A 14140-nucleotide genomic window follows, 5' to 3' on the forward strand; every position below is an offset into this window, starting at 1 on the left:
CCGATGCCCTCAACGTCGTCCATCTGGCGTTGAAGCGGGGCGTAGTGCTCCCACTTGGTTTTGATCTTGATCGCATCATCCACGGTGAGATTGCCGCTGACAACGCTGATCAAGAGAAGTTGATCCATGAACTGCTGGATCTCGTCGGCAACGTCGTTCCACTTGGGGTTTGACTCAAACGCCTGATCGTTCTCAGCTTGGATCTCATCTATTGACAGGCCCTCGTAGATTCCCGGCATATGATGGCCAGCCTTGCGATGTCGTTCGATCGCGGCACGATCCAGAAACGCTTGCTGAAAGTCCTGCCACTCAGAGTCAGGGATCATCGCTTTGATTTGGGCATAGCTCTTGTCGTGGAACTGCTGGCCTTCACCATGCTTTGCCAATGTCTCTGGCAGCAAAAAACCAGCGGCCTCCAACTGATCAAGCAACTCTTGGTTGGTTTGAGGATCAATTGCAAGAGCGTTGAACCCGTCCCCGTGGAGGTACAGCCGGACGCCTTCGTTCTGAACGCTCCCACCAATGGCACGCATTTTGACAGCTTGGCGACGAAGCTGGTTCTGGTACGCGGTTTCAATGTTGCTCGTGCCTTCATCCAGCGAGGCAAGCACTTCATCAGCGATCTTTTGGCGGCGACGGTGAGCACGATCGGCCCAACCTGCGACGGAACCAACAACGCCGGTTGGATCAAACTGGGCGGAAGATGATTCACCAGCAACCTGTTGATACACCCGGCGCCGTAGTCGGTGGAGGATCGGTGACTTACCCACGACATGGGTGAGCATCGTCCAAGCCGTATCAATCGCACCTTGGCTGGCTTCTTGGCTTTTGGGCTTGTCATTCCTGTCAGCAACGCGGCGATCCTGGAGACTACGGCCAGCGTGGATCTCGTAGGCTAGCTTGGTGTCGTCCAGCGTTGCCATCGCTTCTGGTGAGGCAGCTTCGACGAGACGCTTGAACGAACGCAGCAGCGTGGGCGGCACTTGGGACTCATCGACGATGTAGAGCCGGACGATTTCAGCAATCGCTTCTTCTGGTTCCATCGAACTGGCAAACTCAGCGGCACGGCTACCGTCTTCGGAGCGGCCCTCTTTCACGAATGCACGTAGCTCGGGCTCCATTGCCTCAAACCACGCAGGGAACCGATCACGCAGCATTAAGTCCATCGCGTGTCCGCCTTCGTGCAAGTTGATTTGCCATGATCCACTGCGAGAGAACACGACGGCGCCAGAGTGTCGGAACAACGCCGGGTGCTTGCCGGTTGTTTGAGATTTCGTCACGAAGATTGACGACGCGAACCCATCAAGCATGAAGTCTACGATTGAACGTGCCCCAACCCGTCGCTCACCAGTGTCGATGTCACGCTGCAGCCGCCTGATCAGTTTGCCGCCCTGTTTCGTTGCAGCTCGCTCGGTGAATCCGTTGCGTTTGATCTTGGCGGACTGGTTCGCTGACACGAGCGGGACAACGGAACGATCCTCACCAGTTGGCTTCTTCCGTTTGGCACCGATCTGTTTTTTGATCCGTGGCCCCGGGGCTGCGTCACCACTGGTATCGGTTGGTTGCTGTTCCGGTGCCGGGCTGCTCGTCGCTGGCTTTGATTCGATCGCGTCGAGTGCCTGAATTGCCTGCTCGCCAGTGATATGTCCGTCTGCGTATGCCTTGCCGATTCCTTTGTGCGTCTTCAAGGATGGCTTGCGTTTGGTTCTTGGCGTGGATGGCTCAATAGAGTCGGCTGGCTCGGGTTCGGTTGCCAGTTCAGCTTCGATGTCCGTGGGCGATGCCTCTGCGTAAACCTGACGCCAGAGTTCATTTGGTGTGAAGTCCGATTGGTCAGCGATCGCGGCAACGTCACGCATCAGAGCACGCTCACCGTCGCGGGTATCGGCTGGTTCGCTGACTGCCTCGGTTGCCTGCTCGATGGCCTGTTCGTCGCTGAGTGTCGGTTGCTGGATGCGTTGGCCGATCTGTTTGAGCTTTGGCTGCTCGGCAGTCGATGGTTCAAATTCTTGGGATGGATCGGGCTGGGCAGTGATCTTCTCGCCGATTCGCTTCAGCCTTTTGGGTTGAACAGGCTGGCTCGGTGCGGAATCGGCAGTGACACCGGGACGCTTGGAGCCAATTTGCTTCAGACGCTTGGACAATGGTTCGGCTGGCGCCTCGGCCTGCTGAGGTGAGTCGATGTTGCCCGTTGCCGTTGTGCTGACAGATCCGGTGGCTTGCGGGCTGGCAGGTGCGGGCGTCGACGCTTGGGTTGTGGGCTGACTCGTTGCTGGTGCTGATCCCGCTCGCTGTAAAGTCTGGTGAGCCGTTTTGATTGCTTCATTTGCGGCACCATGCCAACGCTGCCAACTCTCATCGTTTGGACGACGGGCGTTGTGTCTGGCAATCGCTTCACGAGCTTCAGACTTGCCAAGTTCAACCGCTTCCACTGGATCAACACCGCTTTCGACACGTTGAACGTAGTTGCGGATCGACTGGGCCTTGATGCCTTCGGTGAAAGCAACAGGTTCAGGCGTGTCACCGCCTCGCTGGGCTTCAGTCTCGTGTTCGGTGGCTAGTTGCTCGATCTGCCGGATAGCAGCGGTGCGTGGTTCGGGTGCCGGTTGCTCGGCTGTTTCAGTGGTGCCAGATTCAGTGTCGGATGTTTGTTGCTGTATGCCCCTCTGTGTAAGGGTACTGTGTTTCACCGCACCCTCTGCCTCATCATATCTCGACACGGCATCCCCATCTTCCAGTTCAATTTCAAGACGCTCAACCAACTCAGGGTGAGCGTCTTCGATCTCAGCCAGCTCAGCAGCGATCTTGGCACCGGTTGGCGTACTGATCGGACTCTCATCAAACTCAGAAACAAGTTGACGGTAGCGGCTCGAAACCTGCTCCTCGTCAACGCTTGGCTGCGTGTTGCCGCCAATGGCCTGCCGTGGCTCTTGTGACAGCGTTTCAGGGGTTTGCGGTGACTGAGCCTCTGTTGACGCCTGTTCTGGCGATGGAGATTCTGGGGCTGCCTGACGCTGCTGAAGCGTGTCAGCAACTGGGAGCATTTCGGGGAAGTAACCAAGTCGGTTCACGCCCTCGGAGACAGCTTCTTCGGTTGCATCGGGGCCAACTTCATCAGCCACGTCAGTGACGATCTGTTGTCGCTGTTCATCGGATAACTCCAATGTGCGATTGATACGCTGATTGACCTCGTCGACGTCCGTTTGCTGTGGCTGCCGTTGCAGTGGTTGGGGACTTGCAGGGACAGTCCGTGCACGATCATCCGCTGACGCATTTTGCTGACTTGCAAGCCTTCTCGCCGGATACTGAATAGCACCACCAAACCCCATCGTGGCAATAGTCGCAGCCGTGGTATCGAAAGCAGTCTGGGCGATCTGATCACTGTCCATTGCAGTCGGATCAACATTGCTGGCACGAATCGAAGACTGGAGCAACTCAACCAGCAATTCTTCGGGGAGTTCTTGCCCGGTAGCGATAGTTGTTTGCTTAACCGCTGCCTTGAACCCTTTCTTGAACGGCTCTGTGCCGCCCTTTGTGAACAGCTTCTCCATCCCCGGGGCGAATCGCTGAAAAATGCTCGTGACACCGACTTCAACAGCAGACATCTTTGCTGCATGGGCACGTTGGCCTTCCTCGTCTAAGCCAAAGTCTTTGCCTTCAGTCATGGCATTGTCGTAGGATTCCAGCCCAGTTACTCCGATCATTGCCCTGGCACCACCAGCACCACCAGTCGCCATCATCAGAGGTGCGGTGTTCAAGGCCGATTGCCCGGCCCGCTCGATCCAATCAGGAATGGCTGTGTCTTTGAAGCTCTCCTCGGTGACTTGGTTGACGGCATCGCTGTAGCGGTTCATGTCATCTGAGAAGCCACGGATTGAATCAGCGGTTTCGTCAGCACCAACCAGATTGGCAACGCCTTCACCAACAGTCGCCCCGGCACCGATGATCGTACTGGCAGCACTTGCACCACCAGCCCAGCCCTTTTTGAAGTAAGGGTTCCGACGCCAAGGTGTGTCAGGGTTGTTCATTGCCTCGTCGACTTCGGTGCGAATCTCATCGCGGCGGACTTGCTGAACGTCCTGCCGATTCATCCGTTCGAGTTCAGCACGCAGTTCATCCAGGGTGATTGCGTCAGTCGTGTCGTAGTCTGGTTCGCCACGGCGATGCTTGCCCCTGACAACCTGTTGCTTGAGCTGGTGCCGCTCAATCGCATCGTCAATCGCAGACGGATCGTTGACATACTCTGCCTTTGATCGCCAGTCACCCTGGGGAGGGAGATCACTGGCACTGATAGTCTCGCGTTCGTTCAGCGTAGTGACTGGCTTACCTGCAGGCTTGGCGATGAATTGCAGGGCTTCGATCAACTCCTGCTGCGTGATCTTGTCACGCTCGCGGTAGTACTCAGGCGTTCCAGGCTTGGGTTCATCTGCTGGCTTGCGTTTCTTGCTGCCGATTTCTTTCAGTCGTCGATTCGCGTCAGGCATATGTCCACCATCTATTGGGCCGGTGCGATAAATATTCCGTTCAGCACCATTGTTGCACAGGACACAAGATTCACCCATGAATGATCGGTAAATGCGGGTGTAAAGGTGCTGGAAAGTTGGTGAAAGAATCCGCAGTTTACCTGGCTGTTTCTTGAGTCATTTCTGCCCGAAGAAACTTGCGACAAAACCAAGGCGTAACACTTTGTCTCTTGCTTGCCTGCCTATACACTTGGCTCTCGCTCGAACCGTTTCCTTCCCTCTGGAGAGATTAGATGAGAACCACGCACCAACACCACTTCAATCATCGGATCAACCATGGCAACCAACACCCCAAACTTCATCGTCTTCACTGAGGAGGACTACGCGCGATTGATCGATATGATTCAGCAGACGATTGCTGACTCGATTCCATCTCGCCAACCCGCCTTACCGTTGTTCGTCAAGTCAGCTGAGATGGCTCGTTTGCTATCGATCTCTGAGCCACACTTGGACAAGATGCGGAGAGAAGAAATTATCCCATCGACAACAATCGGCAGATCACGTCGATACTGTCCGCAGCAGGTGATGGAGGCGTTGCGATGAGCGATTACCCAATCCATCCTGCAGCTGAGATCATGCCGGACATGACTCCTGATGAGTTTCAGCAGCTCACTGAGGACATCAGAACCAATGGGCTAATCGAGCCAATCGTCCTTTATGACGACATGATTCTCGATGGCAGGCACCGTGACAAAGCATGCAAAGTGCTTGGCTTGGTTGCCCCGTACATCACGCTTGATGAGGAATTACACCCCGACCCAGTTGCCTACGTGCTGAGCACTAACCTGCATCGCCGGCATCTGACGACTGGGCAGCGGGCATTTGTTGCGGCAAATGCAGCATCATACGGCCATGGCGGCAGTCGTCACGGAGATCAAGAGGCAAATTTGCCACTTGAAAATACAACCGCCGAAGCAGCAAGCCTGTTGAACGTGTCGCCTCGCAGCGTGACCACCGCTCGCTCAATCAGGAGCAGCGGCAACCAGGACGTGATTGACGCTGTTCGCAATGGCGAGATGACGCTCCACAAAGCATCCCAAGAAATCAAAGAGCGTGCTGGAGACAGAGTTCCCGAACGGCCTGCCAAAGATGGCAAGTGGCACGTTCGCAAGGCGAAGAATCTGCTTGAGGCTGCGAGGCGAAGTGCTGACGACTATAGAGATCTCGCACAGCCTTCGGACTATGAGAGCCTGGACAAAGGGATGTCATATGTTTGGGACATTCTCGATCGCTGGAGCAAGGCATAAGAAGAAGCCTCGCTGGTTCGATCGGATGCCTGGGGCGAGGTCACAGTGGGTTCTTGTTTTGGAGTAAATAGACAAATTTGTCTATTTTTACCCCTGGCGGGTGGCGGGCAAGAGTTCGCAAATTTGCGAGAAATGTTTCAGTGAAGGATCAAGGCGTAAAAAAAGGCCGCTCCGGCGGACAACCGAAGACGGCCCAAGATCGTGCAGCCAGCAGAGGCAACAGACAAGGTGAGACTTGTTCATTGTTGCATCGCCAAAGCCACAAGGCAATGGCAGGCTGCCGCGTTCTTGGGATTCAAACCAAGAAACGAGCAGCAAATGAAGACGACAGTACTGAGTCCAGATGGGCCAGATCGTGAACAGCGTATCCCGACGCAGATTGCCGAGTGGATGGACAACAACCAATGCAAGAACCAGCAGGTAAAGAGCGAAGTAGCGTTGTGCTGCAAAGCTTACCTGCGGACTGGCAGGTTCTCCATTAACAAGGACCGGTTTCAGTACACATGTGGTGGGCAAGCATCGAAGAAGCTCAGGCTGTTTCTCGAATCGTGTCCGTTCGTTCGAACAGTTAGATCTGCAACGAAGCGATCTCAGACCGCGGTGCATGCGTTTGCCGGGATCGATGGCTTCCGGCCCGATGCACAGTCTGGTGAAACGCTGCTTCAAAACCAGTCATTAGATATATACCCCTCTCCCCGTTTCCCTCTCTCGTGCCTCTCTTCTTCAACTAATGTCAGTAGCAAGTTCCTGCACAAGCGAGCAGTGAAGTGGGACCAATGGTGCGACCTGAAGCCCGACGAGCGAACCAACAAGGTTGATTACTTTGGCCGTCGTGAAATGTCTCGACACCTGTATGACGTGATTCGTCGAACTGAACTGCCTACCGACTGGAGTTTCCTGGGCGATCTGCCGGGCGAACCCGACGTAGGACATCAAATCAGTGAGCGAGAATGGTGCCGGCAGTACCTGAAATACCGCACTGCAAACGCAATCGTGAACAAGGTGCTTTACGTCGATGGGCGGATCTACCACCCGCTCATAACCTGCCCCCGGCCCATTCGCAGGCTCCTGAAGATTGATGATGATCTGGTGGGCGAGGCAGACCTTAGTTGCTCGTTCTACACACTGCTGGCTGGCTGCCTTGGGACTGGACGAGATCGAAACAAAGCCATCGATTGGGTTACATCGGGTGAGTTTTACCAGCGATTGCAAGAATCGGCACAATCCCTGCCGGGAATCGACCTCACGATCATTGAGAGCGAACAGGAATTGAAGAAGCAAACTCAGGTTCAGTGCCTGTTCCACGCTGATCATCACCCGTTGCCACTGAGGCCGCTTTATCTCGCTTTGATGCAGGAGATTCCTGAGATGGCACGACTGATCCAGAGGTTGCGTCGCAATGGTGGGGCAAGCGGTCTTTGTCGCACTCTGACGCGACTGGAGGGACAGGTGCTGAGTCCCGCCCATACCGGCTTGATGGAGCGGGAACTGCCGTTCCTGCCCTTACACGATGGAATCATCGTTCGTGAATCTGACGTTGAACTTGCCGCAACGCGGGTGCGCGAGTCAGGAATTAAGACACTGGGATTCGAGCCATTGGTGAGAGTGAAATGACCCATCACAGAACCAGACGCATTGAATGGTTAGCTGCCTCGGCCATCGCGACAGCCCGGGACGACGCACAATCAGCGGCAGTGAGCCGTAAACCACACGAAACACAGTGTTTGATGCGAGTTCAGCACTGGAATGACAGTGACGGGTGTTTGTCGCTGGGGGTGAATGCTCTGGACATACCGACGGAGACTAACCAACCGATGAACATGGGAAACGGCATGCTGATTGTGGACCCCTCCGTTTATCGCCAATTAACGATAAAAGGAAAGCGTGTGTTGCATCAGATCGGACACGCAAAAGAAATGAACAAACCACCTTTTTAATGGGTGGACCTTTGGGAGGATATCGGTATCATCCTGGTGTCCCGCATCGGTGCGGAGCCAGTATCTCTTTCAAGAACGGAATGAACGATGGATGCAAAACTTTTGAAAGCAGTCTTTGAATCAATGACTACCAACGAATTGGCCGAGACCACTTCATTGGTTGAGCAGGTGAGTCAAGCTCGTGCCGCAGCAGGTAAGATCAGCGGCACCGAGAAACTCGCCAGTGACCACCGAAGGCACAACGAATGAAAAAGAAGACAAGCAAAAAGAACGCCCAGCGGGTTCCGACTCGCGGGCGTGGCGTACAGATCGACCCGGTTCAGTTCGGGATCGATCTTTCTGTCGTTTTGGACGAGATCAAGCCACACCTCAGCGGCACACGTCGTGAGATTGGCGAGGCGGCAGGAGGCCTATCACCGAACGCAGTAACCGATCTTTTGAACGGCACTCGCCAACCATCACTCGGCAGTCTCGCAGCACTGGCACACGCAAGCGGCGGGCAACTTGATCTGAAGTACAAACCACCCAAACCGAAAAAAGGCAAAAAGACGTAATGGCATCACTTCGAAAAGAGACAGATCGAAACCGGACTGGTTGGAGGTTACAGTTTCGCCAGGGTGGGAAGCGGCGTTCGTTGTGGCTGGGCTCGATGTCCAAGAGGGCAGCCGAAGGGGTTGCTCGACACATTGAAGAACTGGTGCGTGCCACGACTGCGAACGTTCAGCCTGATGCCGAAGCGACGAAGTGGGCAAACGGATTGGAAGGGCGCATTCGCGAAACAATCGAACGGTGGGGCTTAGTCGATGCCGCCCCGAAACGAAACGATGATTCTGATCGATTCTTGGCAGCATTCTGCGATCGCTACATCAGAGGCAGAACAGACGTGGGCGTTGCAACCCGCGAGAAGTACGGCCACACCAAGCGGTTTCTGGTTGGCATGTTTGGTGAGGATCGTTTGCTGAAGTCGATCACTAAGGCTGACGCGAAGTCTTGGCAACGCTGGTTGATGCAGCAACCGGTGCGCATCGACAAGGACGGCAACGTGATTCGGACGATGGCGGAATCGACTGCATCGAAGCACGTCAAGCGAGCGAAGACGATGTTTGACGATGCTGTGGATGCTCGGTTGATTGACGAGAGCCCCATGGATGCAATCAAAGGTGGACAGGAAGTGAACCGAAAGCGAGACTTCTTCGTTGGTCGCAACGCTGCCGCAACAGTGCTGGATGCCTGCCCAGATCATGATTGGCGGCTGATCTTCGGCCTTGCTCGTTTTGGTGGCTTCCGAGTTTGTGAGCTACTCAACGTCGAATGGGGAGACGTTCTCTGGGATCAAAACAAGATCCGAAACAACTCCCCCAAGACTGGATTGCGATTCGTGCCGATCTTCCCTGAACTGGCTCCGATACTGGAAGCGGCCTTCGACAATGCCTACCCCGGGCAGGTGCGTTGCCTGGAGCGATACGTTCGCGATGCGAACTTGGGCACCACGATGAACCGAATCATTGAACGTGCTGGATTGTCGCCCTGGGAGAAGACTTTCCAGAACCTTCGGGCCTCACGTCGCACAGAACTTGAAGAACGCTTTCCCAACCACGTGGTGAACTCGTGGATGGGACACTCGGCGAAGGTTGCCGAGAAGAGCTACCTGCAAGTGACGCCGGATCACTGGGAACTTGGGGCGACGATCACAACCGGTTCAGCTATCGCGGCTGGCGGTGTCACCGGCGGTGTCATCTCTGCCGATCTGGGGCAATCTGGGAGTATCACCAATACGAAAAAACCCCTCAAAACACTTGGCTTTGAGGGGTCAGAATGCTTGGAGACTGATCTCTCAGCTCCCCCGACAGGACTCGAACCTGTGACAAGGCGGTTAACAGCCGCCTGCTCTACCAACTGAGCTACAGGGGATCACGAGCCGGTTTCGACTCGTCGTGGGGCGAATGTTAGCTACTGATCGGCGGCGATTCAAGGCGGGTTTTCTCTGGATTTTCATTCCGAAGGGATTCGTTTTGACGCCGCCCGCCTATCCGGACCCCAAAAACTGCTAACGTGGCCAAACGTTCGCTCCCGAACTTGCCCTCCCAACGGTTCGCTCCCGCATCCCACGGCTCGGCCATGCGTCCTGACGCTCCATCCAACCCAGATCACTCACGTGGCTCCAGCACCTCCCCGGACGCTGAAAAACGGGCTGGCAGGCGGTGGCGGCGGCTTGAGTATCTGATGCCGGATTTGGCTCGGCAACTGACGCCGGCGTCATTCCACTCTCTCTGCAGAGATCTCGGTTTGCCCGCCCAAACAGTTCTGGCACCGGTCTCCAGTCGGCTGGGACACAGCCCGATCCGGCATCGCGAAATGGCCCGGCAACTGGCCGCTTCGATGCTGGACGCTCGCGAGCGACATATGCACGTGATAACCGTCGAGAAGTCGGCGGCGGATCCCTGGGTCGCTCAAGCCGCCAAAACGTTCGACGTGCCGCTGGTTCGCTGGACCGCTCGCCAGTTGTCCTCTCCAGCAACGCCCTCTTATTGCAAACCGCGATTGACCATCGATCGAGATGAATGGGTCGTCGCGGTGGCCGATCGCATCGATGTGTTGCACTCTCGCCGTGGCGGAAAGATCGAACAAGCGGTTTTGCGACGCTTAGAAGTCGATCCGTTTGGAGTGCGGGTTGGCATGGATGATCCCAAGGCAGCCGAAAGATTGTTGAAAGCCGGAGCGTTGGGAAGGTTCCTGCCACGGTCATGTCATGCGACCTTGGACAGTCAGACAGAACGAAGCCAACCCAGTGCCGCCGATAAGTCGCGTGAGTCAAACGTGCTGGAACAAGACGAATGGTTGGTTCACTGCACGCGTCGTTGCGATGGGCCTTGGCCGGGCCAGTCGTGGCCTCAGTACTACGACGAGATGCTGTTGGGGTCCGACGAAGCGGCTTCGCGAGAAACGCTGGATTCGCTGCGACGGATCGTGCGGATGCGTCGTTTGATTGCGGGAGCGACGACGTCCAAGAGTGAACACCGCGTGGTTTGCCTGTCCGCCGTGCCGCTGCCAGAATTGCTGCGCCGGCGAACGTTTCGGTCCCACGTCTCACGGTGGGACTACGAACCGTTTGGAATCGCGATTCGCCGTTCGGCTGCGACCGCCATTGGAGTGCGACCGGTCGTCTACGGCCCAGCGTCCGTCCGAGATGACTTGCCCGCGGACGAACGCTATCTCTATCAAGCCGAAGGTCGCGACCAGGACTGGACCGCGGAAAAAGAATGGCGGTCACTTGGCGATGTTGACTTGGATTCGCTCGATGCCAACGACGTTTGTCTGTTCGTGCCCAACGGGGCGGACGCACAAGTCATTGCCGAGGTGAACCATCGAGGCTGGCCGGTTTGCCATGTTGGGTCATGGCTTCAACCTTCCGCTCAGTAGGCCAACGTGGGTTGTTGCCCGTTGACGGTTCGCGTGCGGTAGATCTGGCGAGCCGGCGAGTTGCGACGGTTCTGGGCGGTGCGAGCCGCCACGGTCGAGGTTTGCCCGTGACCGCTGTCGCTGATGATCGTTTCGCCTTCGTGAAGGATCACACCCTCGGACGAATGACCATACGATCCTCCGGAGCAAGAGTCACAGCCACCGGAGCACGAATCACATCCGGTCGAGCACGAGTCGCATCCGCCACAGCCATCGCAGCCACCCAGGTCGGCGGCGGGGAACAGTGGTCGGCCGCCAGCACAGGTGTCACAGGCGGTTCCGCAGCCGTCGCGTTTGTATCCCCAGATGCTCTTGATGCCGGTGAAGACGGCTCGGCACTTGCCGCAAGATTGGCCGTTGTAGTTGCCGCACGAGTCACATGGGTCGTAGCAATCGGCGGGTTCGTTGATCCACGGGTCGACGTACAGTTCGCCGCATCCGTCGCAGGAATCGCAACCGCCGCAGGCGTCACCGCAGGCGCCGCTGTCGCAGCCGACCCCAGGACCACAGGGCCCGCAAGCGTTCCACATGGGACCGACACATCCGGTCGACATCAGCAAACAGACCAGCGTCAACACGACAGCATAGGAGGATTTCATCGGGACGATCCGTGTCTCGAACAGGTGGGAGGACAAATGGACGACGCATTCGACTTGAATGAATCGTCTTGTTTCGTCATCGACACCTCAGCCGGCAAACTCCACCCAAATTGAATGTGAGCGAGGGAAGAATTGAGAAGTGGCTGGAAAAAGGGTCAAGTTGGCGGGGAGTAGCCTTGCTGACGCGGCGGGTGGGGTTTTTGGTGCGGTCCGAATTCTTGGCGAATCCGGCTACGGATGAAGGAGGCGTCAGTCTTCTGCGTTGGGATCGCGTGGTGAAGGGAGAACAACCGGGCATGGATGGAGGCGGGGCTCGACGGAACATTTGAGACAAATGTTCTACTCTGGTCGCGCGGTGAAGACGCCTTGCTGACGCGGCGGGTTATGACGTGATGACGATAGCGGGTCGTTGCATTGATTAGCCGATGGCCGTTAGGCCCGGTTCTTGTTCGGCGAATCCTGATGACCGCGATCCCGACAGGCTCACGCTGGGCCTTGCTGACGCGGCGGGTTGGGATCTTGGTAGGATCCGAATTCTTGGCGAATCCGGCTACGTTGGCGTGTTGTCGTGCGGGTACGGGGGCGGGACTCAGCCTGGTGGCCAGGTCATTTTGCGGCCGCCGAGCAGGTGAAAGTGGACGTGCGGGACTTCTTGGCCGCCGTCAGAGCCCGTGTTGACGACCAACCGATATCCGTCGCCCAAACCTTCGTCTGCAGCGACCTTGGACGCGACGACGACGCAGCGGCCCATGGCCTCCTGGTCCTCGTCCGTCAAATCCGCGAGCGACACGATCTCGCGTTTGGGGATGACCAAAATGTGCGTGGGAGCCTTGGGGGCAATGTCACGAAACGCCAGACACAGGTCGTCTTCGTAGACGATGTCAGCCGGAATTTCTTTGGCGATGATTTTCGAAAAGATGGATGGCATGTTGCGATACAAACGGAGGTCGCGGGCGCGTCAAATGGATGCCCAACAAAAGGTGTGGAGTGAATTTAGGTTATCTTCACTGTGTTCGAATTCCTAGATGTTCGAGGACGAAGAGCTGCCCGATGAGCGAAACCCGACGTCAACGTTTGCAAGCCATCCTTTACCCGCTGGCCTACCACTCTCAGTTTCGCCAGAGCGAACTCTCTGAATTGGTGGAGGAAACCCAAGCGGCCTTTGTCACTCGAACCATCAATGCGGTGGTGCGAGCCGGAGTGTTGGAACGCACCCATTCCGACGATGAGCTTCACTACACATGGGCCTCGCGTGACCCGATCGAATTGATTGACCGATGGATCCAAGATCAGATTCATGGTGACCAAGTCAAAGAGCGACCGGAAGAAGAACGACCGCGAGAACGTTTGTTGCGTGATGGTGCGGCGTCGCTGTCCAACGCCGACCTGCTGGCGATCCTGATTCGCGTCGGCGTGGTCGGTGAATCGGCCACGACGGGAGGCACAAAGCTGGCCAATCACTTCGATGAGGAGCTGGACGCGATTCGCGAACAAAGCGTTTCGGAATTGCGACACATCACCAAAGCGGTGACGAAAGCCAGTTACTGCCAAATCATGGCCGGGATCGAACTGGGCCGGCGAGCAACCGAAGCGGCTCGCGAACGTCCGGTGCAGATTGTCAAAATCACAAGCACCACGGAAGCGACCGAGTACTGCGCACAGAAGTTCGCTTACTTGGCTGGCGATGCGGTGCAGGAAGAGTTCCACATCGTGACGCTGGACACCAAGCACAAACCGATTCGCACGCATCGCATCACCGTGGGAACGCTGGACAGTTCGCTGGTGCATCCTCGCGAAGTGTTCCGGCCGGCGATCCGAGACGCGGCCGCCGCGGTGTTGTTGGTGCACAACCATCCGTCAGGTGACCCAACGCCCAGCCGCGAAGATCATGCGGTGACGGAGCGTCTGACGGAGGCCGGCAAGCTGATCGGCATCTCAGTGCTGGACCATATTGTTGTCGCGAAGGAGCGATGCCTGAGCCTGCGGGAGTGCTGATGGTAGCGGGGCTCTGCGCGCGGCCTTGCTCACGCGGCTGGTTGCGAAGGCGTAGCGGGGATCTGAAATCTGGCGATTCCAGCTACGGTGATAGCGGATCGCTGCATCAATTAGCCGACGGCCGTTAGGCCCGGTTCTGTGATGGTGGAACCGAGGCTAACGCCTAAACGGCTTAATAACGCGGCGGGTTACGACGAGATGGCGAACGGCTGGCAGGTTCAAATGAACGACGCGACCGGCATGACCAGGATCTTGCCGTCGCCGATGCGGCCGGTCTGGGCCGCCTGCTGGATGGCTTCGACGGCGCGTTCTACCATCGAATCTTCCATAACGATCTCGATTTTCACCTTGGGCAGGAAGTCCACGACATATTCCGCACC

The 14140-nt window shown here is 56.6% G+C and carries 11 protein-coding genes and 1 tRNA gene; 7 read left to right on the forward strand and 5 right to left on the reverse strand.

The window, feature by feature from the left end; genetic code table 11:
* Positions 1–4484 (reverse strand): hypothetical protein (locus B2R17_RS04420; protein ID WP_286763016.1); only part of this gene is annotated, 4484 nt, incomplete at its 3' end.
* Positions 4485–4799: 315 nt separating this feature from the next.
* Between B2R17_RS04420 and B2R17_RS04425 the strand changes: the two genes are divergently transcribed.
* The 5 genes from B2R17_RS04425 to B2R17_RS04445 all read left to right on the forward strand — a co-directional run bounded on the left by B2R17_RS04425 (position 4800) and on the right by B2R17_RS04445 (position 8261).
* Positions 4800–5066 (forward strand): helix-turn-helix domain-containing protein, encoded by a 267-nt coding sequence (locus B2R17_RS04425; protein ID WP_286763017.1) that lies wholly within the window; start codon positions 4800–4802, stop codon positions 5064–5066.
* Positions 5063–5770 carry a ParB/RepB/Spo0J family partition protein gene (locus B2R17_RS04430; protein ID WP_286763018.1) on the forward strand — a complete coding sequence of 236 codons (708 nt, stop codon included), beginning with the start codon at positions 5063–5065 and terminating at the stop codon, positions 5768–5770. Before B2R17_RS04425 ends, B2R17_RS04430 begins: the two co-directional genes overlap by 4 nt.
* A 318-nt stretch (positions 5771–6088) precedes the next feature.
* Positions 6089–7384 carry a hypothetical protein gene (locus B2R17_RS04435; RefSeq protein ID WP_286763019.1) on the forward strand — a complete coding sequence of 432 codons (1296 nt, stop codon included), beginning with the start codon at positions 6089–6091 and terminating at the stop codon, positions 7382–7384.
* 410 nt (positions 7385–7794) lie between these two features.
* On the forward strand, positions 7795–7956 hold the full coding sequence (locus tag B2R17_RS04440; RefSeq protein WP_286763020.1) for a hypothetical protein: 162 nt from the start codon (positions 7795–7797) through the stop codon (positions 7954–7956).
* Entirely contained in the window at positions 7953–8261 is a 309-nt protein-coding gene (locus B2R17_RS04445; protein ID WP_286763021.1) for a helix-turn-helix domain-containing protein, read from the forward strand. The genes B2R17_RS04440 and B2R17_RS04445 overlap by 4 nt, the downstream gene beginning before the upstream one ends.
* A gap of 1284 nt (positions 8262–9545) precedes the next feature.
* Here B2R17_RS04445 and B2R17_RS04450 read toward each other — a convergent pair.
* A tRNA-Asn gene (locus tag B2R17_RS04450) sits at positions 9546–9618 on the reverse strand.
* A 375-nt stretch (positions 9619–9993) separates the two neighbouring features.
* On the opposite strand from B2R17_RS04450, the gene B2R17_RS04455 reads away from it, so the two are divergent.
* A complete protein-coding gene (locus B2R17_RS04455; RefSeq protein ID WP_286763022.1) occupies positions 9994–11127 on the forward strand; it encodes a hypothetical protein in 1134 nt (377 codons plus the stop codon).
* Here B2R17_RS04455 and B2R17_RS04460 read toward each other — a convergent pair.
* Both B2R17_RS04460 and B2R17_RS04465 read right to left on the reverse strand, forming a co-directional pair.
* The gene (locus tag B2R17_RS04460) at positions 11121–11765 is read right to left on the reverse strand and encodes a hypothetical protein (protein WP_286763023.1); all 645 of its coding nucleotides are present in this window, start codon (positions 11763–11765) and stop codon (positions 11121–11123) included. The genes B2R17_RS04455 and B2R17_RS04460 overlap by 7 nt on opposite strands.
* Positions 11766–12354: 589 nt before the next feature.
* Positions 12355–12693, reverse strand: coding sequence for a histidine triad nucleotide-binding protein (locus B2R17_RS04465; protein WP_099263477.1), 339 nt, complete (start codon positions 12691–12693; stop codon positions 12355–12357).
* A 122-nt stretch (positions 12694–12815) separates the two neighbouring features.
* On the opposite strand from B2R17_RS04465, the gene radC reads away from it, so the two are divergent.
* On the forward strand, positions 12816–13760 hold the full coding sequence (radC, locus tag B2R17_RS04470; RefSeq protein ID WP_286763024.1) for a RadC family protein: 945 nt from the start codon (positions 12816–12818) through the stop codon (positions 13758–13760).
* A gap of 218 nt (positions 13761–13978) precedes the next feature.
* Here radC and B2R17_RS28165 read toward each other — a convergent pair.
* Positions 13979–14140 (reverse strand): P-II family nitrogen regulator (locus tag B2R17_RS28165; protein WP_349676982.1); only part of this gene is annotated, 162 nt, incomplete at its 5' end.

It is taken from the genome of Rhodopirellula sp. UBA1907, from assembly GCF_002337565.1.
In the GTDB taxonomy this organism is placed as follows: domain Bacteria; phylum Planctomycetota; class Planctomycetia; order Pirellulales; family Pirellulaceae; genus Rhodopirellula; species Rhodopirellula europaea.